19 protein-coding genes are annotated in these 26,087 nt (G+C 33.6%); 12 read left to right on the top strand and 7 right to left on the bottom strand.

The window, feature by feature from the left end:
• Positions 1–124 precede the first annotated feature (124 nt).
• On the top strand, positions 125–1,099 hold the full coding sequence (locus tag ACHRVZ_RS09240; protein WP_395422044.1) for a polyprenyl synthetase family protein: 975 nt from the start codon (positions 125–127) through the stop codon (positions 1,097–1,099).
• Positions 1,100–1,353: 254 nt separating this feature from the next.
• Here the strand turns inward: ACHRVZ_RS09240 and ACHRVZ_RS09235 are convergent, their stop codons facing one another.
• The 3 genes from ACHRVZ_RS09235 to ACHRVZ_RS09225 all read right to left on the bottom strand — a co-directional run bounded on the left by ACHRVZ_RS09235 (position 1,354) and on the right by ACHRVZ_RS09225 (position 7,338).
• Positions 1,354–3,219 (bottom strand): trehalase family glycosidase, encoded by a 1,866-nt coding sequence (locus ACHRVZ_RS09235; RefSeq protein WP_395422042.1) that lies wholly within the window; start codon positions 3,217–3,219, stop codon positions 1,354–1,356.
• Positions 3,209–4,429, bottom strand: coding sequence for an MFS transporter (locus tag ACHRVZ_RS09230; protein WP_395422041.1), 1,221 nt, complete (start codon positions 4,427–4,429; stop codon positions 3,209–3,211). The genes ACHRVZ_RS09235 and ACHRVZ_RS09230 overlap by 11 nt, the downstream gene beginning before the upstream one ends.
• A 269-nt stretch (positions 4,430–4,698) precedes the next feature.
• A complete protein-coding gene (locus ACHRVZ_RS09225) occupies positions 4,699–7,338 on the bottom strand; it encodes a TonB-dependent receptor (RefSeq protein ID WP_395422040.1) in 2,640 nt (879 codons plus the stop codon).
• Between the two features lie 163 nt (positions 7,339–7,501).
• Between ACHRVZ_RS09225 and ACHRVZ_RS09220 the strand changes: the two genes are divergently transcribed.
• The gene (locus tag ACHRVZ_RS09220; protein ID WP_395422039.1) at positions 7,502–8,527 is read left to right on the top strand and encodes a LacI family DNA-binding transcriptional regulator; all 1,026 of its coding nucleotides are present in this window, start codon (positions 7,502–7,504) and stop codon (positions 8,525–8,527) included.
• A 41-nt stretch (positions 8,528–8,568) separates the two neighbouring features.
• On the top strand, positions 8,569–8,922 hold the full coding sequence (locus ACHRVZ_RS09215) for a hypothetical protein (RefSeq protein ID WP_395422037.1): 354 nt from the start codon (positions 8,569–8,571) through the stop codon (positions 8,920–8,922).
• 28 nt (positions 8,923–8,950) lie between these two features.
• Here the strand turns inward: ACHRVZ_RS09215 and ACHRVZ_RS09210 are convergent, their stop codons facing one another.
• Both ACHRVZ_RS09210 and ACHRVZ_RS09205 read right to left on the bottom strand, forming a co-directional pair.
• Positions 8,951–9,517, bottom strand: coding sequence for a hypothetical protein (locus tag ACHRVZ_RS09210; protein ID WP_395422036.1), 567 nt, complete (start codon positions 9,515–9,517; stop codon positions 8,951–8,953).
• 55 nt (positions 9,518–9,572) lie between these two features.
• Positions 9,573–10,124, bottom strand: a complete 552-nt coding sequence (locus ACHRVZ_RS09205; protein WP_395422035.1) for a hypothetical protein — start codon at positions 10,122–10,124, stop codon at positions 9,573–9,575.
• 116 nt (positions 10,125–10,240) lie between these two features.
• On the opposite strand from ACHRVZ_RS09205, the gene ACHRVZ_RS09200 reads away from it, so the two are divergent.
• The 8 genes from ACHRVZ_RS09200 to ACHRVZ_RS09165 all read left to right on the top strand — a co-directional run bounded on the left by ACHRVZ_RS09200 (position 10,241) and on the right by ACHRVZ_RS09165 (position 22,266).
• Positions 10,241–13,015 (top strand): 2-oxoglutarate dehydrogenase E1 component, encoded by a 2,775-nt coding sequence (locus ACHRVZ_RS09200; protein WP_395422034.1) that lies wholly within the window; start codon positions 10,241–10,243, stop codon positions 13,013–13,015.
• An 83-nt stretch (positions 13,016–13,098) separates the two neighbouring features.
• Positions 13,099–14,343 (top strand): 2-oxoglutarate dehydrogenase complex dihydrolipoyllysine-residue succinyltransferase, encoded by a 1,245-nt coding sequence (odhB, locus tag ACHRVZ_RS09195; protein WP_395422033.1) that lies wholly within the window; start codon positions 13,099–13,101, stop codon positions 14,341–14,343.
• 70 nt (positions 14,344–14,413) lie between these two features.
• Positions 14,414–16,099 (top strand): WG repeat-containing protein, encoded by a 1,686-nt coding sequence (locus ACHRVZ_RS09190; RefSeq protein WP_395422032.1) that lies wholly within the window; start codon positions 14,414–14,416, stop codon positions 16,097–16,099.
• Positions 16,100–16,359: 260 nt separating this feature from the next.
• Entirely contained in the window at positions 16,360–18,828 is a 2,469-nt protein-coding gene (locus ACHRVZ_RS09185; RefSeq protein ID WP_395422031.1) for a TonB-dependent siderophore receptor, read from the top strand.
• A gap of 59 nt (positions 18,829–18,887) precedes the next feature.
• A complete protein-coding gene (locus ACHRVZ_RS09180) occupies positions 18,888–19,220 on the top strand; it encodes a hypothetical protein (protein ID WP_395422029.1) in 333 nt (110 codons plus the stop codon).
• 18 nt (positions 19,221–19,238) lie between these two features.
• Positions 19,239–19,541: a hypothetical protein gene (locus tag ACHRVZ_RS09175; RefSeq protein WP_395422028.1), complete on the top strand. Its 303-nt coding sequence runs from the start codon at positions 19,239–19,241 to the stop codon at positions 19,539–19,541.
• 3 nt (positions 19,542–19,544) lie between these two features.
• On the top strand, positions 19,545–21,098 hold the full coding sequence (locus tag ACHRVZ_RS09170) for a PepSY-associated TM helix domain-containing protein (protein WP_395422026.1): 1,554 nt from the start codon (positions 19,545–19,547) through the stop codon (positions 21,096–21,098).
• 64 nt (positions 21,099–21,162) lie between these two features.
• Positions 21,163–22,266, top strand: coding sequence for a PepSY-associated TM helix domain-containing protein (locus tag ACHRVZ_RS09165; RefSeq protein WP_395422025.1), 1,104 nt, complete (start codon positions 21,163–21,165; stop codon positions 22,264–22,266).
• 54 nt (positions 22,267–22,320) lie between these two features.
• Here the strand turns inward: ACHRVZ_RS09165 and ACHRVZ_RS09160 are convergent, their stop codons facing one another.
• Complete coding sequence (locus ACHRVZ_RS09160) at positions 22,321–22,668, bottom strand: toxin-antitoxin system YwqK family antitoxin (RefSeq protein ID WP_395422024.1); 348 nt, start codon at positions 22,666–22,668, stop codon at positions 22,321–22,323.
• A gap of 210 nt (positions 22,669–22,878) precedes the next feature.
• The gene (locus ACHRVZ_RS09155; RefSeq protein WP_395422023.1) at positions 22,879–23,871 is read right to left on the bottom strand and encodes a TlpA family protein disulfide reductase; all 993 of its coding nucleotides are present in this window, start codon (positions 23,869–23,871) and stop codon (positions 22,879–22,881) included.
• 235 nt (positions 23,872–24,106) lie between these two features.
• Between ACHRVZ_RS09155 and aspS the strand changes: the two genes are divergently transcribed.
• Positions 24,107–25,858, top strand: coding sequence for an aspartate--tRNA ligase (gene aspS / locus ACHRVZ_RS09150; RefSeq protein WP_395422022.1), 1,752 nt, complete (start codon positions 24,107–24,109; stop codon positions 25,856–25,858).
• Positions 25,859–26,087: the final 229 nt, after the last annotated feature.

Genomic DNA, 26,087 nt, shown 5'->3' with positions numbered 1-26,087 from the left:
TTAACTTCTTAATTATTAGCCGTTTTAAGGGCTGTTTTGACCTCATAATTATCATTTAAAATTTTAAGAAAGGAAAATTCATAATGAATCGTATCTTTGAGGCTCGCAATTCAGATTATATATTATGCACGATATTAGCCAGTACCAGGAATTTTTTATCAATTATTTAGAAAGCCAAAGCATCAACAAAGAGCCTAAAAACCTTTATGAACCAATTGAATATATTTTAGGTCTTGGCGGAAAACGTATGCGTCCGGTTCTAACTTTAATGGCTTCTGAAGTTTTTGATACTGATTATAAAGTGGCACTTCCGGCAGCTATGGCTGTTGAAGTTTTTCATAATTTCTCATTGGTTCACGATGATATTATGGATGATGCGCCTTTGCGCAGAGGACAGGAAACTGTACATGAAAAATGGGATTTGAATACTGGAATTCTTTCCGGAGACGCAATGCTTATTTTAGCGTATCAATATTTTGAACAATACGATCCAACTGTTTTTAGAGACTTAGCAAAACTTTTTAGCAAAACGGCTCTTGAAGTTTGCGAAGGACAACAATGGGATGTCGATTTCGAAAAAAGAAACGATGTTACAATTCCCCAATATCTAAAAATGATCGAATATAAAACAGCCGTTTTGGTTGCTGCTGCCATGAAAATGGGCGCCATTGTAGCCAAAACTTCTGAAAAAGAAGGAGATTTGATTTATGATTTTGGATTAAATTTAGGATTAGCTTTCCAACTCCAAGACGATTATTTGGATGCTTTTGGTGATCCGGAAACTTTTGGAAAACAAGTTGGCGGAGATATTATGGTAAATAAAAAAACCTATTTGTACCTAAAAGCAAGAGAGTTTTCTACTCTTGAAAAAGCTGCGGAATTAGAAAAATTGTTCAGTTTACAACTAGATGATAATACTGAAAAAATCGAAACGGCAAAAACCATTTTTAACGAATCAGGAGCTTCAAAAGCTACTCAGGATGCAATAGAAATGTACACTTTTAAAGCGTTTGAGACTTTAGAAAAAATGGATATTAACGCTGAAAAGAAAGACATTCTTAGAACTTTTGGTGAGAATTTAATGGGAAGAAAGGTTTAGTTTTCAGTCTCAGTTCTCAGTTTTCAATAAAATTCAGAATCAAATATAATTATGATGAATTCGTGGAGATTTGTGTAATTTGTGGCAAATAATTTTCACATTTATAAATAGTAAACCCGACAGGTTTTATCTCGAGGCTTCGGGACTGTCGGGTTTGTCGTTTTCAATAACTAAAAGGGCTTCGACTCCGCTCAGCCTGACAGATGAATTATAAAACTAAATGTCACCCTGAGCAAAGTCGAAAGCTCGTTTACCTAAAAAAGTTCATCAGGATCGACCAAATCAGATAATTTTTGTTTTAGATCGTCTTCTAAAATTGTTAATCCAAATTGGTACGAAGCGTTCATCCATCCAAAACCTTCTTCAGTTATATAATCAAACTCAGTTCCGACATTGCCATATTCTGCAAAAATTTTGTGTGAGCTTATTGACAAATCAAACTTTTCCGGAATAGTTCCGTTGTAATCAACCGCATTTCTGGTAATCAGCCAAAGCCAGCGATACACCATTTCCTGTGCTTCTTCATTAAAATTATAATTCAGTAAACCTTCCCACAAAAGCATTTGATGCGGCGCCCAACCAAACGGATAGTCCCATTGTCGTATTGGTGCATTTTCATCACGATCTGCAATTGATTCTTTAGTTCCTCCAGCAATTCCGCCTTTCATTTTAAATCTCGGCAAAGTCTTTTTAACTAAAATTTCAGCTTGTTCAGGCGTGCTTATTTTTGCCCAAAGCGGATAAAAAGTTGGTGCAGCTTCAAAAAAATGTTGTTTTTCGTTTACAAAATCATAATCCAGATAACATCCAGATTCTGAATCCCAACACATTGTATTGATTTTTTCTTTTCTGGAAGCCGCTTTTGCAAGCCAGTAATCACTTGAAAAAGATTTATCTTCAAAATACTGAAATTCATTTTTAAAATATTTCTGAATCAAAAAAGCAATATCTGTTTCGTATTTATAAAGCAAACTATTAATAGCAACTGTATTTAAATTGGCACAAATTCCAACCAATCTGTTTGTTGTATCATGTCCGCTTTCGCGCATACTTCGATCGTGTGTAAAATACTTATCAAGCTCAGCATCAACAATTTCTCTTTCCAGATATTTCTTTTCGAATTCGCGCGTAGACAAATTATACTTTGGCGCATATTGCTCCAGAATATCATCAAAATGCCCTTCTTCAACTTCAAACGGAAGTCCGATTCCTTCAGCTTTATAGCGATTCAATCCATTTGCCGTAAGACGTTTTCCTTCTTCCATCCAAACGGTTTGATATTCTTTTATGGCCGTTTTTAAGTGTCTTTCAATCCAAAAAATATCCGGATTCGACTTTTCTAAAACATCCATAATTAAAGATGTATAAAGCGGTGGTTGCGTACGGGTCAAGTAATAACTTCGGTTAGCATTCAGTATTTTTCCGTAGTGATCAATTTGATATTTAAAGTTTTCGGCAATCCCTAAAGCAAGATCAATTTTGCCATCAATCAAAAGTCCTTTTGCAATAAAATAACTGTCCCAACCGTACATTTCGTTAAATCTTCCGCCTGGAACGACAAATGGAACTCCCGATATTTCATTGTTTTTTATTTGAAGTGCCAAAGCCAAAATTCCGGGTTTTTTATTCAAGGATAAAACATACTCAGGCGAAATGTTTTTAGGCATTTGTACCACTTTTAACTTTGGAGTTGTAGCTTCTAATTTCTTGAAATAATCAAAAACAATTTCATCGCCAAAAGGAACATACAAATAAGCCAATTCATTTTCGATCTTATTGTCTTCCAGAATTTTCTTTACGCCATCGGCATCTATTGTTCGGGTAAGACCTTTCCAATAAAGATCTTTTATTTTTCTTGAAATCCTTTTTACAGGATCTTCTGTTATCTCATTCAGATTGATTTCGGCAAATTCAGTATTGTTTTTTTTAGCCAACGCCAGTTCCTGCAATAAATTCGAAAGCTGATATGTTCCTTCAATTACCGCAGAATTTCCATCTTCATCATGCAACAAGAACTTTTTTGGTCCATTGTCATCAATTGTTATTTTTTTATCGCCATCAGTATCTTCCTGAGCCAATAATTTTTCGATGGTTTGGATTATATGTAATTTAAATTTCATCTTTTGAAGTTATTTTTTTAAGAATAAAAAAGGATATTAATAATAAAGACATGGGAATTAAAGTAAAATAAAAGGCTTTTTCCGGTCCTTCATTTTTAAATAGCCAACCCGTTATTCTGGAACCCAATGTTCCGCCAAGTGCCGAAAAAATTACAATTAATCCCGTCATTGAGCTTTGTAGATTTTTAGGCAATGCGCTTAATACAATCGAATTTAATAATGGATAAATAGGCGCGATAAATAATCCGATTAATGGAAATGCAAATCCAATTAAAGGAATATCTGAGAGTGTATTAATATTTTTTACTTCTAGTCCGACCGTTTTTGGAAGTACAAAAACAACAATCAACATGGCCGAAATAATACATACACTTAAAACCCAGATCCAATTGACTTTTTTTGTCACAATTCCCGCAATCATTCTACCAATCGCTAATGAAATGGCCAAAATACTAGCCATCATAATGCTGATATTCTCTGGTAAATGAAGCACTTTTGTATTGAATGTTGGCAACCACGAGAGAATTCCCTGTTCGATCATTACAAACAAAAACACACTAATTACAAAAATTACAGTAAGTAATTTTGCCATTAATTTGAACATTTGCATGAAATCATCTTTGAGATTTGCTCCCGCTGCAACTTCCGGCTCTTCAAATTTTATAAAAAGTAAAAACAGAAATGACAAAAATGATAATGTTGCCAATAACCAATATACATTCAGCCAGGAATTAGGATCTTCTTCATTATTAAAAGCAGGAAATAAAAAGTAAGCCAACGCAATACCAACCATAAAAAAACCTTCAATACTGCTCATTAAAGCATTATGCTCTTTTTTAGTTTCAGTAACAGTTCCGATCAACGAATAAACAGAAACTTTTATCAAAGCAAATGAAACTCCAACGGTTGCAAAAAGAATTTTAGCATTGTCGAATGAATTTCCAAAATACATAGAAATACAAGCCAAAGTAACCAAAGCCAAACCTGTAAGCATCGCTTTTCTATAGCCAATTCTTGGTAAAAAAGAAGCTATAAAAAAGGAGACAATTGCAATTGGCATGTCTTTGAAAGCTTCTAAAATACTTGCCTGAACTTCATCGACTCCGTAATTTCTTTGCGATTTTAGAATCACAATGCCTACACTGTTTAATAAAATAGCGAAGACAAAATAATTAAGGTAAAGTGAGATTTTAATTCCTATGTTTTTCATCTTTTATTTGTTTGTCTTTGCTTTGTGGTTACTGTGCGGAGATGCACTGCTGTGCGCCTATACAGTAACTATATAGTAGATATCCCTCTAAGTAAAAACTTAACACATAGAAACATAGCTTAGATTGAACTCAAAAAGGCGTTTCACTTGCATTAATTCATCCCGATACTTCGGGACTATGTGTGGAAACTAGTTTCTTTTTTGTTCTTTTTTTAACGATAAAAATCTATGTTTCTATGTGTTTAATATTTTTTAAAGGTTATATAAATTTAGAAATTAATCGCTACCGAAAATCTAAACGCGCGCCCTAAAATAGGTCTTGCCATAAACACATCGCTTGCTGCAGATGTTGTTTGTCTTGGATCTCCTTCTGTCAAACCAATTTCATTAAATAAATTCGAAGCATCGACTGCAAAACGAAGATTATTATAGGTATAATTTAAACCTGCTCCAACTTCTTTGTACGCTGGCAAAACCTGTCTGTTATCCTGATTCGTGAATTTTTTATCGTAATAAGAAAACTGAACATAAGCCGTAAGATCTTTTGTAATGTCTACTTCAGGTCTTAAATTACAGAAAAACTTAGGGATTCTTCGCGCTGTGTTTCCGTTAAAATCAAAAGTCGAACCGTCAGCATTTGTTCCTGTAAAATTATCATATTCCGGTTTTTGAACTGTGAATGTAAAGTTCAGTTTCACCATTTCGTATCTCGCATTGGTTTCAACTTCAAGACCAATATTGTTTACATCGGCAAACTTATTCTCAGAACTTCCGTCAGATAAAATATCAGTAAAAGCAACATTTTTTAAGCCCATGTGGAACAAATTGGCATTCACAGAGAAAAATGAATTAGAATATTTATAACCCAGCTCAAATTGATTTACTTCAGTGTTTTCTAATTTGCTTAAATCAGCCGCATTATCATAAAATGATTCTTCGATTGGTGATCTAAATCCGTGGCTATAACGAACGTACGAAGCCATATTATCGTTGAATTTATAATTTCCTGCAGCTGTATACGACCATTCGCTTACATCATATCTCCAATACGTGTACGGATTTCCTTTTACCGTTGTCACCGCATCATCGGCTGTATTGTTGTCTAAGATTCCCAAATTTTCAGCAAAAAATCTCGCGTTATCTCGGTAACCTGAATATTTGTCTTTGTTGTATCTTAAACCTGCGTTAAAGGTCAACTTATCAGTCGCTTTAATTTCGGCATCAGCATAAATATCATTCAAAAGTCCTTTCGTTTGTGCATCTCTTTCCAACCAAGTGATTCTTTCAACACCATTCCATGTATGATCAACTCCGGTTGTATTGTCTTTTACATTTAGTAATCTAGGATTATCTGAAACGCCAACTAAATAAGAATTCCAGTTCCAGTATTGATTCGATTTCCAGTTAGAATAATAGTAACCAGCAGTCAATTTTACAGGATCTAAATCAAAAGCAAAAGAGAAATTATTCGCAAAATTGTTCATCTTTTTATCAATATGCCAAAGATCAGCTCTCATTATCAAAGCATTTGGATCTAATTTTTGTCCGTTATCTACATAAGAATATGTTAGATTACTCGCCGTTGTGTTTTGAACACTTGTTGCATATCCGTCTTGTGTCCAAGGACCTCCATTTGGAAAAATCGCATTGTAATTCAAGTCAATATTCGTGTTTTTGAAAGAATTCTTGAATGTTACTTTATCAGATATTTTTTTCTTGAATTCAGCACCAATTGAATTGATAATCGGGTGAGAACCATCTTCTAAATCTGCACTAAAAGTTCCTCCACCATATTGAGGCACATTTAAATGACTGAAATTTACTGAGGTTAATGTTCCGTAATTTGGATTAAAACCTGGCATTCCTTCCACTTTTCCGTTATTACTTTTTAAAGGAATTGGTAAATAGAATGTATTTCTGTCATCAAGATGTTTAAAGTTCACTCTTAAATAATCGTCATCATCAAATTTATATGTGATATTTCCTTTTATCTGACCTCCTTTGTTCGCAGTAAAACCAGTATTTCTTACACCATTATCGGCTCTGTAAAAACCTCCAACATTAAAAAATAGTTTATCCTGAATTAAAGCGCCAGATAAATTAAGATCTGTTCTGAACATTCCGTAATCTGAAGTTGTAAATTTTGCTCTTCCTTTAAACTCATTTTGACCTGTTTTTGAGATAAAATTGATGATTCCTCCCGGAGCATTGTTTGCAAAAATTGAAGCTGAACCTCCACGAACGGCTTCCATTTTACTTACCGTTTCATCCAGTCTGTAAAAAGTATCTGCGTTTGCAAATTGCAATGCACCATCTTCAAAAACTGGTAATCCGTCTTCCTGAATCTGTACATATTCATACGCTCCGGCAGATGGAATTCCTCTTGCGAAAAGGTTGTTTCCAATTTCTCCTCCTGATGCTTCAACTACAAATCCGGGAATTGTTTGAAGCAATGCTGCTGTACTTGACGGCGCTCTGTCTTCGATTGCTTTTGCGCCCATTGTGGTGATCGCAACGCTCGATTCTAATTTTGATCTCGGCGCTGAAGATCCTGTCACCACAACTTCTTTTAAACTTTGTGATTCTCCTTCAAGAAGTAAATTTACCTCTAGTGATTCTCCTTCTTTTATCGCAATTTTTTTTTCGAAAGTTTTATACCCCACATTTGTTGCAATAATAGTATAAGTTCCTGCTTCGACATTAGAGAATGAATAACCTCCGTTTTCATCTGTTACGGTACTTTTTCCTGTTTCCTTAATCGATACGTTTGCACCGGGAACTGTTACGCCGCTATCGTCGAGTACTTTTCCGGAAACGGTATTGCTATTTTGGGCGAACATATTATTAGGTAAAAAAAATAGGCAAAACATTAAAAATAATGTACCTAAATACTGGTGTAGCTTTTTCATTTTTTTGTTTGGTTAGTTAGTAATTATGGTTATCACTGTCAAACTTAGCAACTAATTATAAGGAATATAGGAATTAAAAATCGAAAACGTTTTCGAAATGACCTAAAACGTTTTCGGAAGTTAATTTTTTATCAATCCGTTTTATTTTTAGTACATTTATTTCATGAATGACACAAAATTAATAGATATAGCCTCGGCATTGGGAATTTCGGTTACTACGGTTTCAAAAGCACTAAAGGGATATACAGATATTAGTAAATCGACGCGAGCCAGAGTTATTGAAATGGCAGAAACGATGAACTACATACCCAATTCTGTTGCGGTAAATTTGAGAACCAATGAAACCAAAACTATTGGTGTTATTATTCCGGCTACTGTACATCACTTCTTTTCGAGTGTCCTGAATGGTATTCTGGAAGAGGCTGAAAAAAGAGGTTATCTCGTCATTATATTACAATCAAATGAAAAGTATGAATTGGAGAAAAAGCAACTTGCTTTATTGATTCAAAAGCGTGTTGATGGAGTTTTAATATCGCTATCAAATGAAACAGATGATTTCTCTCACATTAATGAAGCGATCCGAAAAAATACGCCTGTAGTTTTATTCGATAAAATTGCCAAAAGAGTGGATTGTTCTAAAGTCGTTATTAATGATGCAAAAGCGGCTTTTGATGCCGTTTCGTACCTTATTAATAAAGGCTATAAAAGAATCGCACATTTTAGAGGTTCGTATGTTCCGCAAAATTCTATCGATCGTTTCTTAGGTTATAAAAGAGCTCTGGAAGCACATGGAATCGAATACGATTCGAAATTAGTTTACGTTTGTGATAACAATACCGATTTTGAAGATGGTTACGAAAATGCTCAAAAAATAATGACTGAAAATCCTGATATCGATGCCATTTTTGCCATTACAGATTTAGTCGCCATCGGAATCATTAAATATTTTAACGAAGCCGGAATCAAAACACCGGAACAAGTGGCTGTATTTGGATTTAGTAATTGGTTTATGAGTACGGTAATTTCGCCAAAATTAACCACAATTGATCAACCCGGATTTGAAATGGGACACAAAGCTGTTTCTATTTTAATTGATGAAATTGCAGACATAAAAGAACATCGACCGGTGACACATCAAATTATTGAACTTCCTACAAGAATCATTGAAAGGGAATCAACAGTAAAATGATTTTTTAGTTTTAACTTTGCGCCAATCTTTAAAAAGCATCAATGTTTCCGATTCCTGAAAATACCGATTTTTTATTGGCTGATGCCGAAAAAGAAAACTTATATCTGAGCCTAATTGAACAAATTAATAAAGATTTTAATTTAGCAAACGAAGGCATCGATTTTCCACTAAGTGTTTCTCCTGAAGAATTAAAAATCCAGCTTCACGAAAAAATCTACAGAATGATTCAGTACAAGTTTGCTGAATATTTGAATCTGCTTTATATTATTGATGTATCTGAAGATGAAATCAAAAAATTGGATGGTTCTGACTTAGTGATTCTCGCTGAGCAGGTTTCGTTTTTGATTTTAAAAAGAGAATGGCAGAAAGTGTGGTTTCGAAATTATTACAAATAAGGTTCTGAGTTGCTGAGATACTAAGTTCCTAAGGTTTTTCGTTTGGTCGGATAATATTTTTCAATCTATCTAATTCAGACCAAAGTCCAAATCCATTAGTATCTAGTTTACTTCCGATAATCTGGAAACGACCACATTTAAAACAAATCTTTGCTATTCCTATTGTTTTTTCTTTCTTCTTAAAAATAAAAATATCTCGATATTCTGCAATGCAAGCTGCGAAAGTGGTTTGCAATGAGTCCTTTTCACTAAACACACTTTCAATCCGTTTTTCTTGTTTGATTGATAAGTTTGATTTCTTGTACTTGTATTTTAATAAAAGTTTTTCAAAATCTTGCTTTGGAATAGTCTCCGGGTAATATCCATAAAAAAAACTGGAAAATTCCTTTTTCTTTTCAATTTCCTCGGCATCATCGTCAGATGAATGCTCAAATTTTCTTTCCGTGGGATTCAAATAATAATGATCAATTTTATCTGAATCGAAAAAAGGTCTTGATTCTTTCTTTACAACTTTTTTATCCGCAACTTCCTCTTTCTTAGAATTTTTACAACTCGAAATAATAACAACAATAAGTATAAAAATATATTTCTTCATTAACTGGATTTAAAAATCTTAGAAACTTAGCAACTCAGAGTCTTAGCAACTTAAATTAAAAATAAACCCTCACAAAAGGCATAAATCCAGATCCATAAAGGCTGGTTTGTGCATTATACAAAACATCGTAACGCGCACCAATGGTCACACTTCCAGTTCTATAACCAGCACCTAGATACAAGGCAGTATTCCAATAATTATCAGAATAACTGGGTCTGTAAGGAGTCGAATTATAATCTGTATTGACACGAACCTGTTCTAATTCTGCAGACAATTGAATTTCCGAAATTGGGTTTACAAGTCCTACCAAACTACCGCCATAAACGAAAGAACTATAATAACTTTTAGAAGATAAATAACCAAATTGCAAGCCAACACCAACAGCTATAATCTCATTTACATTGTAAATAGCACTTGGCATTACAGAAATATCTGTGTATCCTGATCCAATTCCTAAACCAAGTCCTCCACCAAATTGAACTTTCTCCCAAAAATGATTACTATTGTCAATAACATACTTTTGCTGCGCATTTCCAAAATTGGAAAATAACACTGCCAAAATCACAAAAAAAGTTTTGAAAACGATTGAAATTTGAATTTTATTCATAGTTGAGTCTATTTTTAACAAATTTTTACGTAAAAGTACGTAAAAAAAAGATTTAAATAAATGCGATTGTTGTACTTTTGCCTTTCTATTTAACAAAAAGTATATTCACTAATATTATGGATAGGTTTTCATTTTTAAATGCAGCGCATACAGAGTTTTTCGCACAATTATATGATCAATATTTAGTAAACCCAGATAGCGTTGAGCCAAGCTGGAGAAGTTTTTTTCAAGGTTTTGACTTTGGACAAACGACATATAATGACGAAAATCCAGTTCAACGAATTGTTGAATATGTGACGAGCGAGAACACAGATTGTAGTTTAGTTTCTGATAAATTACAAAAAGAATTCAATGTATTAAAGTTAATCGATGGTTACCGTACACGCGGGCACTTGTTTACAAAAACAAATCCTGTTCGTGATCGTAGAACATCGTCTCCGACTTTAGATATTGAAAATTTCGGATTAACAACTGCTGATCTTTCAACAGTTTTTGATGCTGCACAAGCTATTGGAGTAGCACCAAGCACATTACAAGACATCATAAAACGCCTTCAATCTATTTACTGCCAACATATTGGTATTGAATATATGTATATCAGGAATCCTGGCGTTGTAAAATGGGTTCAGGATAAAATAGGGATTAATGACAATCAGCCTAATTTTTCTTCTGAAGAAAAGAAAATCATTTTAGACAAATTAAATCAAGCGGTTTCTTTCGAGAACTTTTTGCATACTAAATATGTAGGACAAAAGCGTTTTTCATTAGAAGGTGGAGAATCAATAATTCCCGCTTTAGATGCTTTGATAGAACAAGCTGCTGAAAAAGGTGTTGAACAATTCGTAATGGGAATGGCTCACCGTGGTCGTTTGAACGTTTTGGCTAACATTTTTGGAAAATCGACTCAAGATATCTTTGGTGAATTTGACGGTAAAGATTACGATCAGGAATATTTTGATGGTGATGTAAAATACCACTTAGGTCTTACTGCTGACAAAAAAACTAGAACAGGAAAAAATATCAATATCAATTTAGCACCAAACCCTTCTCACTTAGAAACGGTTGGAGCTGTAATTGAAGGAATCACAAGAGCAAAGCAAGATAAATATTATCCAAATGACTTTTCGAAAGTATTGCCAATTGCCGTTCACGGTGATGCTGCAATTGCAGGACAAGGTATTTTGTATGAAATCATTCAAATGGCATTGCTTGACGGTTACAAAACTGGAGGAACAATTCATATTGTAATCAATAACCAAGTTGGTTTTACGACTAACTATTTAGATGCTCGTTCGTCTACTTACTGTACTGATGTTGCCAAAGTAACACTTTCACCGGTATTACACGTAAATGCTGATGATGCTGAAGCTGTTGTACATGCAGTATCTTTTGCATTAGATTACAGAATGAAATTTGGTCGTGACGTATTTATCGATCTTTTAGGTTATAGAAAATACGGTCATAATGAAGGTGATGAGCCTCGTTTTACACAACCGGTTTTATATAAAATCATCGCAAAACATAAAAATCCAAGAGATATCTATGCGGAGAAATTATTGTCTGACGGCGTAATTACTGCGACTTATGTAAATGCTTTAGAAAAAGAATACAAATCTAGAATGGAGGAGAATTTAGAAGCTTCCCGTAAAAAAGATTTGACTATTATAACACCATTCATGAAAAATGAATGGGACGGATTTGTTCAGGTAACAGATACGCAAATGCTTCAAAAAGTTGATACTACTTTCGATAAAAAAGGATTGGATTCTATCATAAGTACAATCTCAACTTTACCATCAGATAAGAAATTCATCAGTAAAATAACTAAAATTGTTACTGATAGAAAAACAGGATACGACAATAACACTATTGATTGGGGAACTGCAGAAGCATTGGCTTACGGCTCACTTTTGACGGAAGGATTTGATATTCGTATTTCAGGTCAGGACGTAGAGCGTGGTACATTCTCTCATCGTCACGCTGTAGTTAAAGTTGAAGATTCTGAAGAAGAAGTAATTCTACTTGATGGTATCGAAAACAAAAAAGGAAAATTCGGCGTATTCAATTCACTTTTATCTGAATATGGTGTTCTTGGTTTTGATTATGGATATGCATTGGCTAATCCAAAAGCCTTAACAATCTGGGAAGCACAATTTGGAGATTTCTCTAATGGAGCCCAAATCATGATTGACCAGTACATTTCATGTGGTGAAGATAAATGGAACAACCAAAACGGTATTGTTTTATTATTACCACACGGATACGAAGGTCAGGGAGCTGAACACTCATCTGCAAGAATGGAGCGTTATTTACAACTTTGCGCAAGACAAAATATGTATGTTGCAGATTGTACAACACCAGCCAACTTCTTCCACTTGTTGAGAAGACAAATGAAAACAAATTTCCGTAAACCTTTGGTAGTTTTCTCTCCAAAAAGTTTATTACGTGATCCAAGATGTGTTTCTACAGTTGAAGAATTAGCTACCGGAAGTTTCCAGGAAACTATTGATGATAATGCAGTAGATAAAAAAGGAGTAAAAACGTTAGTTTTTGTTACCGGTAAATTCTACTATGATATTGTTGCTGAAAGAGAAAATAACGGAAGAAATGATGTTGCAGTTGTTCGTATCGAGCAATTGTTCCCTTTCCCTGTAGAGCAATTAAAAGCAATTATCGCGCAATATCCAAATGCTGACGATTATGTTTGGGCACAAGAAGAGCCTAAAAACATGGGAGCTTACAGCTTTATGTTAATGAACTTTGATCTTGTAAAATGGAGATTAGCATCATTAAAAGCTTACGCTGCACCAGCATCAGGAAGTTACACACGTGCAAAACGTCGTCATGCAGATGCGATTAGAATGGTTTTCGATAAAAATTTATTCAGATAAAAAAATTAGTTTAACGTTTAAGGCCTGAAACTCAACCAAACGCTTCAAGCCTTAAGCAATATAAACCTTAAACAAAAACAAAGATGATTTTAGAAATGAAAGTCCCATCACCAGGGGAATCAATAAAAGAAGTTGAAATTGCAACTTGGTTAGTAAAAGACGGAGATTATGTAGAAAAAGATCAAGCTATTGCTGAAGTTGATTCAGACAAAGCAACTCTTGAATTACCGGCAGAAATGAGCGGAATTATTACGCTAAAAGCAGAAGAAGGTGATGCAGTTGCAGTAGGAGCTGTAGTTTGTTTAATTGATACTGATGGAGTAAAACCAGCAGGAGATGCTCCGGCAGCAGCTGAAGCTCCAAAAGCAGAAGTAAAGGCAGAAGCTCCAAAAGCTGAGGCACCAAAAGCAGCACCTGCTCCAACAGCAGCGCCAGCAGCAACAAGTTATGCAGCAGGAACTCCATCTCCGGCAGCAAGAAAAATATTAGACGAAAAAAACATAGCACCAGCAACTGTTTCAGGAACTGGTAAAGGCGGAAGAATCACTAAAGATGACGCTGTAAATGCAGTGCCTTCAATGGGAACTCCAACTGGAGGAAACCGTGGATCTGAGCGTACAAAATTATCAATGTTACGTCGTAAAGTAGCAGAGAGATTAGTAGCCGCTAAAAATGAAACAGCAATGTTAACTACTTTCAATGAGGTTAACATGACTCCAATCAACTTAATTCGTAACGAATACAAAGATGCTTTCAAAGCAAAACATGGTGGTCTTGGTTTAGGATACATGTCTTTCTTTACAAAAGCAGTTACAAGAGCTTTAGAATTATATCCAGACGTAAACTCGATGATGGATGGTGATTATAAAGTAGCTTACGATTTTGCTGATATCTCTATCGCGGTTTCAGGACCAAAAGGTTTAATGGTTCCTGTAGTTCGTAATGCTGAAAACTTAAGTTTCCGCGGAATTGAAGCTGAAATCAAAAGATTAGCACTTAGAGCTCGTGATGGCCAAATTACTGTTGACGATATGACTGGTGGAACTTTCACTATTACTAATGGTGGTGTTTTTGGAAGTATGTTAAGTACTCCAATTATCAATCCTCCACAATCAGGAATTTTAGGAATGCACAACATTATTGAGCGTCCAATTGCTGTAAACGGTAAAGTTGAAATTCACCCAATGATGTACGTAGCTCTTTCTTACGACCACAGAATTATCGACGGACGTGAGTCAGTTGGATTTTTAGTTGCTGTAAAAGAAGCTTTAGAAAATCCATTAGAATTATTAATGAATGGTGATGCTAAACGTGCTTTAGAATTGTAATCAAAAGAATTCTCACAAATACAAAAACCTGCTCTGAATAAGAGCAGGTTTTATTTTAAAAAAACCTACCATGAAAAACCAAATCAAAACCCTACTCCTTTTAGTACTCTTTTTATCTTTTCAAGCTTCTTTTGCTCAAAAGAAAAAGACACAAACTAAAAGCAAACCAAAAAAAGAAAAATCTCAGCCTTCTGAAGACATAATCGTTCAGGGAGAACCAAATGTATATGTTACTGAAGAACCGCCAATGATAATGGAAGCTCCTCCTCAATCTATTCAAGGAGATGGAAATTATAGCCGCTACCCTACTGAGAAAATCAATGACCAAACGGTTTGGTTTTACGATAAATATAGCTCTAACAGCGGATATAAATATGGAATAAAAAAGAAAGGCCAAGTTCTTTTACCAATGTTATTCGAGCGTAACAACTACACAAATGTGAGTGATAATAATTCTTTCCCGATAGGAATAGGAAATAATTATGGCCTTTATAATATTGACAAAGAAACTTGGGAAATCCCAATGACGTATTATTCATTAAGACATATTGGAAATGATATATTCTTAGCGCGAACAAAAAGTAATGACTATGGTTTATTAAGCAGAGAAAACAAAGTCTTGATTCCTTTTGAATGGGGAGATATTAGTACTATAAACGGAGCAGATAATTATTTCATCTTACAAGACAAAAAAACCTCTTTAAAAGGAATTTATAATCTTATAAGTGGAAAATTTGTAATTCCTTGTGATTATAAATACATCGAAACTTTAGACAACAGTAATTATTATAAAGTAAACAATGAGAAAGGTTATAACATTGTTACAATTGACAATAAACCAAAATTCAAAAACTGGTATACTGAACTAAATACGGTTTATAACAGCAAAAATTTTATTGTCAAAAAAGATGATAAAATGGGAATTATCGATGAAAATGAAAACATAATACTACCTCTTGAATACAAAAGCATTAGTTCATCTGCCTATAATGACGGATCGTTCCTGGCTGTTAATAAAGAAGGAAAGTATGGATGTGTTTTGATTACCGGTAAAATCTCACTTCCGTTTGAATACGATCAGATTAATTACAATTATTCAAATAATTTAAAAACAATCAAAAACAACAAATGTGGTTTGATTCAAATAAATAGCGGATCGCCGTATGAAATTGTAACTTGTGAATATGACAATATTGATATTGACAATGAGACTTTTATTGTCAAAAAAAACAACCTGTTTGGAATGTTAGATTCTTTTGGTAAAGTGATTACTCCTTGCGAATATTCCTCTATCAATAAAGTTTTAAACAAAGGAAACTATTCTAAAAACTACATCTACATCGCTCAAAAGAATAAGAAATATATTTTATTAGACAAAAGTGGTCAGCAAATCACTGAGAATTCTTTCAGTCGTATTTCTCCGGTACCATATATAAACACAAGTGGATACTACGAATCTGAAGCGAGATTTAGTTATTTAACATACCAAAACAATAATAAAAATGGTCTTTTGGATATGCTTGGACAAGAAGTTTTAGAAACAAAATACACTGATATTTTGGGCGAAACAAATAACAATTTGTTAGTGAAACTAAATGGAAAAGTTGGTATTTATAATCTACTTACCAAAAAAGAAACTATCCCTTGTATTTATGACCAAATCGTACTTGATAAAAGTGGCACATATGGTGTAATGGGAAGCACTATTTTCTCAATTGTAGATATTAATGACAATTCTAAATCGGTAAAACTTTAATTATTTTATACTGATAATGGCTCTAAACATCTTTTAGTAGGGCAATTAGAATCATTTTAATTCAATTTTAAACCTGTTCATTTACTTGAACAGGTTTTTTTTCGCTTAAAACTGTCTTAAATCTCGCTTAAGATGTTAATTTTTTAAACAAATAAAAATTTTACCTTCAAAAAAATAATTTATTTAGAATAAATAAAAACAACTTGTATAGTTGGTATTCAACAACTAAATTTGCACTATTAAAATCAATTCTAAATAAGATGAAATATAAAATTGCAATTTCTTTTTTAAGTTTTTGTTTTTTTCTTCTAGCGAGCACATCAATCTCAGCACAAGAAAAAGCAACATTAAAAGGTAAAATATCTTTAAGTGATAATGAATCTCCAGAGGGTATTTCTTTGGCTTTAAAAGGAACAAGATTTGGAACAGTTACTGATCAGGATGGTAATTATAAAATAAAAAACATCAAGCCGGGAACATATACATTAAAGGTTTCTGCTGTTGGATACACTTCTACTGAAAGAAAGATTACACTTAAAGAAGGCGACGAACTTACTGAGAACCTGAAACTTATTTCAAATTCTGAAGAACTTACAGAAGTTGTGGTAAATAGCAGAAAAAATCGTTTTGCCCGTAAAGAGAATCAACAAGTATCGAGACTACCACTTAAGAATCTGGAAAACCCACAAGTATACTCAACTATTACAGGAGAAGTTCTAAAAGAGCAAATTGTAACCACTTTCGACGACGCATTAAAAAATGCACCGGGTATTACACAGCTTTGGGCTTCAACTGGTCGTGGCGGAGATGGTGCTGGTTATTACGCCCTTAGGGGTTTCGCTGTTCAACCTACTATGGTTAACGGTTTACCTGGTTTAACTAACGGAAGCTTAGATCCTGCAAATGTTGACAGAATTGAAATCATCAAAGGACCATCAGGAACTTTATTTGGAAGTAGTTTAATCTCATACGGAGGATTAATTAATACAACTACTAAAAAACCTTATAAAACATTTGGTGGAGAAGTAAATTACACTGGCGGTAGTTATGGTTTAAATCGTGTAACTGTAGATTTGAATACGCCGCTAAACGACAAAAAAACTTTAAACTTCAGAGTAAACTCAGCATATAACAAACAAGAAAGTTTTCAGGATGCAGGTTTTAGAGAATCATTTTTTATCGCACCTTCTTTATCTTATGAAGTAAATGATAGATTATCATTTTTGATAAACACTGAATTTATGAGCAATGAAACAACAAACCCAACTATGTTGTTTTTAGATAGAAGTAATCCTCTAAGAGTTCATAATATTTCTGATTTAAAATACGATAACGAACGTTCATACACTAGTAATGAACTTACCTTAAAAACGCCTTCATACAATCTTCAAGGGCAAATGTTTTACAAAATTTCTGATCAATGGAAATCGCAAACAGCTTTTGCTTCTAGTTCAGCAAAATCAACCGGAAATTATGCTTATTTATATGAAGGAACTGCTTACGTACCAAAAATTACTGAAGGAATTGTACTGAATAGATTTTTCAATTATCAGGACAATAAAAATACATCAATAGATATTCAACAAAATTTTATCGGTGACTTTAAAATTGGAAATTTAAGAAACAGGCTTGTTGTTGGTTTTGACTATTTTAATAGAACAGCAGTAGATCATAATTCTGGATATTTTGGAAATGGTGCTGTATACATTGGTAACGATTTAGCTGCTTTCAATGCTATTTACGGCCCTTCAAATGGTGATACAGGAAAATTAACAAAAGCAGCATCTGATGCAATTGTTGGTGAGAGTCCAAGAAATAACAATAAAACTAAGCAAGAAGTTTACAGTGCTTATTTTTCAAATGTAATCAACATCACGCCAGCTTTATCAGCAATGGTAAGTTTACGTGCTGACCGTTTTATTAATAGCGGCGACGTTTCTACAGATGCAGACAACTACAATCAGACTGCTTTCTCACCAAAATTTGGTTTAGTATACCAACCAATAATTGACAAAGTTTCTTTATTCGCAAATTATATGAATGGTTTTGCAAACGTAGCTCCTGGAGCTGATCGTTTTGAAGGAATTTCAACTCCAAGAACATTCAATCCAGAACATGCTAATCAATTTGAAGCAGGTACAAAATTGAATATTTTTAAAGACAAACTTTATGCTACTTTCAGTTACTACGACATACAAGTAGCTGATCAGGTATATGTTGTAGAAACTCCAAGTTCAGATCCTGCTAACATTCCTGCCAACCAAACTTCATATCAAAATGGAGCACAACATAATAAAGGTTTCGAAGCTGAAATTGTTTCAAATCCTGTTAACGGTTTAAACATCATTTTGGGATACAGCTATAACGATGCGAAATTAACTGCCGGAGATCATGATTTCGTAGGATTTAGACCTGAAAGCTCAGGACCTCGCAACTTAGCAAACCTATGGGCGAGCTATAAATTCACCAATGGTTTATTGAGAGGATTTGGTTTAGGCTTTGGTGGTAATTATGTAGGTGATAACAAAATCATGAATAGAAACACTGCCGGAACATTTACAATTCATGAATACGCAGCACTAAATACATCTTTATTTTATAATACTGAAAAATTCTCTATTAATCTAAAAGTAAACAACCTTACAAACGAAGAAATTTATGATGGTTGGTCCACAATTCATCCTAAAGATCCTAGAACTTTTGCAGCAAGTTTCACTTATAAGTTTTAATAAAAAAACAAAGCACCTTTCTGTGTAACCAGAAAGGTGCTTTTTAAATCTATAAAATCATGATAACAATCGCTAGTCTTATCGTTTTTTTAGCTTTTTACACTCTTTATTACACTTCGAAAAGAGCTACTTTATCTTATGATTTAGGTTTTGAAAAATGGATGAAGAATAATCCTAAACCAACCAAAATAACTGGTTTAGCACTTCTTTTATTAGCATACTCTTTATGGCTTTTCACACAATCTTTATGTTGTGGAACTTTAATGTTTTTTATTCAACTAATGACTATTGGCAGTTTGATTATCATTTTGGCTCCATTAAAAAAAATAAACCGATTTGCGATTATTGGCCTTTTTGTAATTGTTGCTTTACTAGAATTTTACTACAACTAACTTATTTCTAACCAAAATATGCCAGCAAATCCAAAATATTTAACCCAATCAAAGTGGCAACGATTTGCCAAGATTACAGCGGCTATACTTGGCGGCTATTTTGTTTCAATTAGTTTTCATTTGGCATTAGCAGCATGGTTCAATCGTGCAAACATACTAATGACGATGGCTTTTACAGGATTTATTCTTTGGGTAGCATTAATGGTAGTTGCCTTTCTGGCAAAAAGCGGATGGAAAATTTGGGGAATCTACATACTCCTCACCTTATTCTTTTCTCTTTTTATTTATTTAGGTCAAACCTATAATCCGATAGCAAAATAACCTATGAATAACCGTAATTATAATATCTATTTTCATACCCATACTGTTAGCGGAATTGTTATCAGCGTGGTTCTATTTGTGATTTTTTTTGCAGGATCTTTTTCTTTTTTCAGAGATGAAATTATCAATTGGGAAAGAAGTGAATCTTCACCTATTTCAAAAGAAATTCAATTAGACTACAATAAAGCTTTAGGCAAACTTGACAAAGAATATGTTTTACACGGACGAAATATCACCATTTCAAAACCGAGTAACGAACGAAGAGTTGCCATTTATCTGGAAGGTACAAAAGATACTTTGGCTCCGGCAAAACAAAAAGAAGGCTCTTTTTTCTATCTGGACACTCAAAACTTTAAAACTTTTACTTACGTAGAATCTTACTCATTAGGCGAATTTTTGTATCGTTTACACTTTTTAGCACAAATTCCGTATCCTGTTGGTTATTATCTTTCAGGTTTTACAGCTTTGTTCTTTTTATTTGCAATTGTAACCGGACTTCTGTTACATTGGAAAAAAATAGTATCGAATTTCTATATTTTTCGCCCAAAAGAGAAATTAAAAATACTTTGGACAGATGCGCATACAGCCCTAGGAATGATTGGCTTACCATTTCAGTTTGTCTATGCTGTAACAGGAGCATTTTTCATGATTAAGCTCTTAATTGTAGCACCGGCGGTAATGGCCTTATACCAAGGTGATCAGGACAAATTATACAAAGAACTAGAATACAATGATCCCGATTATAAATTTGATAATAAAAAACTAGCAACACCTTTTAACATCGATCAGTTGGTTGCGAAGGCAAAAAGCAATTGGTCTGACTTTGATATTACGCGCGTTTTTATTCAAAATTATGGCGATGCGAATATGCATGTTATCGTTGAAGGCGAAATGCAAAATCATAAAAAATTCACCGGAATTGGAAAAGTAATTTACCGTATTTCTGATGGGAAAGAAATTGCCAAGAAAAATCCAATTACGCAAAACAACTATTTAGATGTAGTAAAAAATGTTTTGTACCGAATTCACTTTGGAGATTATGGTGGATATGCTTTAAAAATCGTCAGTTTCGTTTTAGGTATTATCACCTGTTTTGTTATTATTTCTGGCGTGATGATTTGGTTAGTAGCGAGGCAAAAAAATAATTTACCTGAAAAGAAAAGACGTTTTAATGCCGCTGTTGTTCGTATCTATTTGGCAATTTGCCTGAGTATGTATCCTATTACAGCGCTTTCTTTTATTGTAACCAAAATATTCTACCCATTAACTCAAGATAATCTGTATCTGGTTTATTTTGTTGGATGGTTAATTCTTACCGTATTTTTTATTCTGAAAAAAAATGATGCATTTACCAACAAGTTCTGTTTAATCTCAGGAAGTATTTTAGGGTTCTTAATTCCAATTACAAACGGAATAGTTTCGGGAAATTGGTTTTGGACATCTTTTTTAGAGAATAAAATTCAGGTTTTCTTTATAGATGTTTTCTGGATCGTTTTAGCTTCAATAACACTTTATGTTGCATATACTTTAAAACCCAAAAAAGTTGTCGCATCTTAAATATAACTAAAATTACTTGTCCCTTACGGATTTAGCGTATACTTTTACGTCTTTATTCAAAAAAATGGGGTTCAAAAAACAAGTGCGTTTTCTACATAAATGGCTCGGATTAATTTCCGGGCTTATTGTTTTTATTATAAGCATTACAGGCTGCATTTTTTGCTTTCACGATGAAATAAAAGACATCACCAGAAAAGAATGGCGTTTAGTTGAACCTCAAAATAAACCTTTCATTTTACCTTCCGTTTTACAGGAAAATGCTAAAAAAATTGCTCCGAATAACAAATCGAGTATGGTTTCTTATTACGGAAAAAATAGATCTGCAATAGTCTACACCTACTCTGACACCGACAATTTATATCTCTATTTCAATCCTTACACAGGAAAATATCTAAAGACAGAAAATCCTGAAACTGATTTTTTTATCATCGTCGAAAAAATCCATTTGTATTTACTCTTGCCGGATTACATTGGCAAACATATTATTGGCGGCGCCACAATTATCTTTATCTTATTATTGATTTCCGGAATTATTCAGTGGTGGCCAAAACGAAAAACTGATATTAAAAGAAGTTTTTCTGTAAAATGGTCAGCAAAATGGCGACGTGTAAATTATGACTGGCACAATACATCAGGTTTTTACATTTCGATAATTGCAGTTGTTATAGCCATTACAGGATTAACTTTTACTTACGAATGGGTTGGTGATGGTATTTACAAAACTTTTAATTTTGGCGGTGATAAAGAAACTGAAACCAAAGCTCCAATTATTGACACAACGAAATTCAAAACAAATACACTTTTTGCTGTTGATCACGCTTTTATCTCAACCCAAAAACTTCAGCCAAAAGCCGAAATGATTTTTGTGACCTTTCCTCAACAAAAGAGCGATCTAATTAATACAGGAGCATATCCGCACACCTTAAGATATGACCATCAAAATAATTATTACTTTCATCCAGGCGACGGAAAACTTATCCAACGCGATCCTTACCACAAAAAGAGTTTAGGCTTACAAGTAGTCGAAATGAATTACGGAATTCACACAGGCCAAATTTTAAACTTACCCGGTAAAATTATCGCTTTTATCGTAAGTCTGATTGCAGCAGCTTTACCAGTAACCGGTTTCGTTATTTGGTACGGAAGACGAAAAAAATCTAAAAAATAAAGCGCATAAAAAAACCGCTTCACAAAGCGGTTTTCTAAATTGTTTGAAATTTTATTAATTTCTATTTGCTATAGCATTTTTTTGTAAATTCTTAACTGAGCTAATTTTGCTGTTTTCATAAGCAACCTCACAAAGATTTTTTTCGTTAAAAAACACCCATTTCCCAGTTTTCAATCCGTTTGTGTATTCTCCCACAGCAACTTTTTTCCCCTTTACATCATAAGATACCCAAACACCATCTAATTTACCATCTTTAAAAAAGCCTTCTTGTTGAACATTTCCATTTTCATAATAGTAAGTAGCTTTTACTTTGTCTCCAACAGCTTCTAATTCAGGATTTATCTCTTGTGCAACTAGAATTCCAGAGAACAATATTGCAACTAAAATCACACACTTTTTCATATCTTTAGTTATTAATGTTATCAAATCTTTATCAAATATAATTAATTGTTTACATTAAAAAAACTTTTACTTAACAATTTGGTAACATTGGACAAAAGCTTAACATTGGAAATATGCTAAAAATAAAAAAACCAATGCTTAAGCATTGGTTTTACTGGGATTTTATAAAAAACACAAATTTACGATAACGTTGTAAATTTGATAAATAAATTACTTCAATAATGAATCTAACTGCGCTTGAAGCTCTGGTTGAGAAGGTCTTGCAGCATCAGCCTTTAAAACATTTCCATTTGGATCAATCAGGATAAATCTTGGAATTCCTGTAACTCCGTAACTTGTTACAAACTCAGATTCCCAATCTTTATCAGCAAATAATTGAATACCTCCTAATTTTTTATCCACGACAAATTTCTTCCATTTTTCGTTGTCTTTCAATTTATCAATTGAAACACTCACAAACTCAATATTTTTTCCGTGATATTTTTCTTCAATTTTTTGAAGATGAGGAATTTCAGCTCTACAAGGCGCACACCATGTAGCCCAAAGATCGATATAAACATACTTACCTTTTAGATCAGATAACTTTGTTTTTCCACCTTTATGATTCTCATATTCAAAACCAGGAGAAGGTTTTCCGTTAAGTTTATTTGCTTTTGCAACTCTTTCATAATTTTCAACTGAGAATTGATTAAAACGCTCAAAATTACTTTTCATTGCAGTTATAAATTCCGGATCAAAATTTCCTTTCTCTAAACTTTCAATATCTGCCTTTTTCTTAGCTTCTAATACTGTTGCAAATTCAGCAGGTTCTTTAGCAAAAGCTTCTTCAAATTTTTCATTTCTTAAAGCTTGTTGTGCCAAAAAATTACTCTCGTCCACACCTTTACCGCTGAAAACAATAGATTCGTCAAATTCTTTAGCATTCATCGTTAAATTCACCTCAGAATTTGGCTTCAGATAAAACCTCGAAGATTCAGTTCCGTCAGAAAATACATAAAATCCTTTTGGTGCATCAAAAGAAGCAACAAAAGTTTCCTTTTTGTTAATTGGGATAACTTGTGTAAAGTTATCTTTTCCTTTAATGACAAGAGTGTCACTATTTCTATTGGCAATTTTAGCCGTAAATTTAATTTGATTTTTGGTTTGACCGATAACATTCAAAGCGCTAAAAATCAACAGACCAGTAACAAAAAGTTTGTTCATATAAATTAAAATTAGTTTTTAGTGATCCAAATCTAAAGAAATTACTGCTGAGAAATTTAAGAATTAACAAAAAATTCTCAATTTGTTACACAATTTATTATCACTTTCCAGCCTGTACTTCATTTAAACTCAGAATTTGATGCAATAAAATGTTATTTTTCTTTTATAGTTAATTTGAATTTTAAATGGTATAATTTGAATTTTGTGTTTACTTTTGCAGTCTAAAATTTTGATCATGTATAGAAGTCATAATTGTGGTGAATTAAACGCCTCAAATATTAATACGGAAGTTACACTAGCGGGTTGGGTTCAAAAATCACGCGATAAAGGATTTATGAATTGGGTTGATTTGCGCGACCGTTACGGAATTACACAACTTATTTTCGACGAAAGTCGTTCTGAAAAAACCGTATTTGAACTGGCTAAAACTCTTGGAAGAGAATTTGTTATTCAGGTAAAAGGAACTGTAATTGAGCGTGAAGCAAAAAACAAAAACATTCCGACTGGTGAAATCGAAATTTTAGTTACCGAATTGACAATTTTAAACGCTGCTTTAACACCTCCATTTACAATTGAAGATGAGACTGATGGCGGAGAAGATATCAGAATGAAATATCGTTATTTAGATATTCGAAGAAATCCTGTAAAAAATAGTTTATTGTTCCGTCATAAAGTAGCGATGGAAGTTCGTAAGTATCTATCTGATTTAGATTTCTGCGAAGTTGAAACTCCTTACTTAATCAAATCGACTCCGGAAGGCGCAAGAGATTTCGTTGTACCAAGCCGTATGAACGAAGGACAATTTTATGCTTTACCACAATCTCCACAAACCTTCAAACAACTTTTGATGGTAGGTGGAATGGATAAATATTTTCAAATCGTAAAATGTTTCCGTGATGAAGATTTGCGTGCCGACCGTCAGCCTGAGTTTACACAAATCGATTGCGAAATGGCTTTTGTGGAACAAGAAGACATTTTGAATGTTTTTGAAGGATTGACAAGACATTTATTAAAAGAAATTAAAGGTATCGAAGTAGATAAATTCCCAAGAATTACTTACGACTATGCCATGAAAACATACGGAAATGACAAACCGGACATTCGTTTTGGAATGGAATTTGGCGAGTTAAACGAATTTGCACAACACAAAGATTTCCCAGTATTTAATGCTGCTGAATTAGTTGTGGGAATTGCTGTTCCCGGAGCAGGAAATTATACCCGTAAAGAAATTGACGGATTAATTGACTGGGTAAAACGTCCGCAAGTTGGAGCATCAGGAATGGTTTATGCAAAATGTAACGACGACGGAACTTTTAAATCATCTGTAGACAAATTCTACGATCAGGACGATTTAGGACAATGGGCAAAAATCACAGGAGCAAAACCTGGCGATATGATTTTTGTACTTTCAGGACCAGCTAACAAAACACGCGCTCAACTTTCTGCACTTCGTATGGAATTAGCAACGCGTTTAGGATTGAGAAATCCGGAAGTATTTGCGCCGTTATGGGTTATTGATTTCCCATTATTAGAATTAGACGAAGAAAGCGGTCGTTATCACGCAATGCACCATCCGTTTACATCTCCAAAACCAGAAGACATGGCTTTGCTAGAAACTGAACCAGGAAAAGTTCGTGCTAATGCTTATGACATGGTTTTAAACGGAAATGAAATTGGAGGAGGTTCAATTCGTATTCACGATAAAGCAACGCAACAATTGATGTTCAAATATTTAGGTTTTACCGAAGAGGAGGCAAAAGCTCAATTTGGTTTCTTAATGGATGCTTTTCAATTTGGAGCACCACCACACGGAGGATTAGCTTTTGGTTTAGACCGTTTAGTGGCGATCTTGGGTGGTCAGGAAACAATTAGAGATTTTATCGCTTTCCCAAAAAACAATTCGGGACGTGATGTAATGATCGATGCACCTGCTGCAATTGATGATGCTCAATTAAAAGAACTACATATAAAACTTGACGCGATTTAATTTTCTTTTTCGTTTAAAGTAAAAACACAAAAGCTGCAATTTTCTAAATTGCAGTTTTTTTTATTTCTTATCATAAATTAACAAAAAAACAACATTAACTTACAAGTAGTCAATTTACTACAAACGATCAGTTATCTGCGGTTTTGAAGTATCATTAATGATTCGTTATTTTAGGTAGTAGCATTCCACATTTGATGCAATATAAATAGCGAAAACACTGTGAATCAAT

It is taken from the genome of Flavobacterium sp. FlaQc-57, assembly GCF_044007395.1.
Classification (GTDB): Bacteria; Bacteroidota; Bacteroidia; order Flavobacteriales; family Flavobacteriaceae; genus Flavobacterium.
This window is presented reverse-complemented; position numbering and strand designations above follow the sequence as displayed.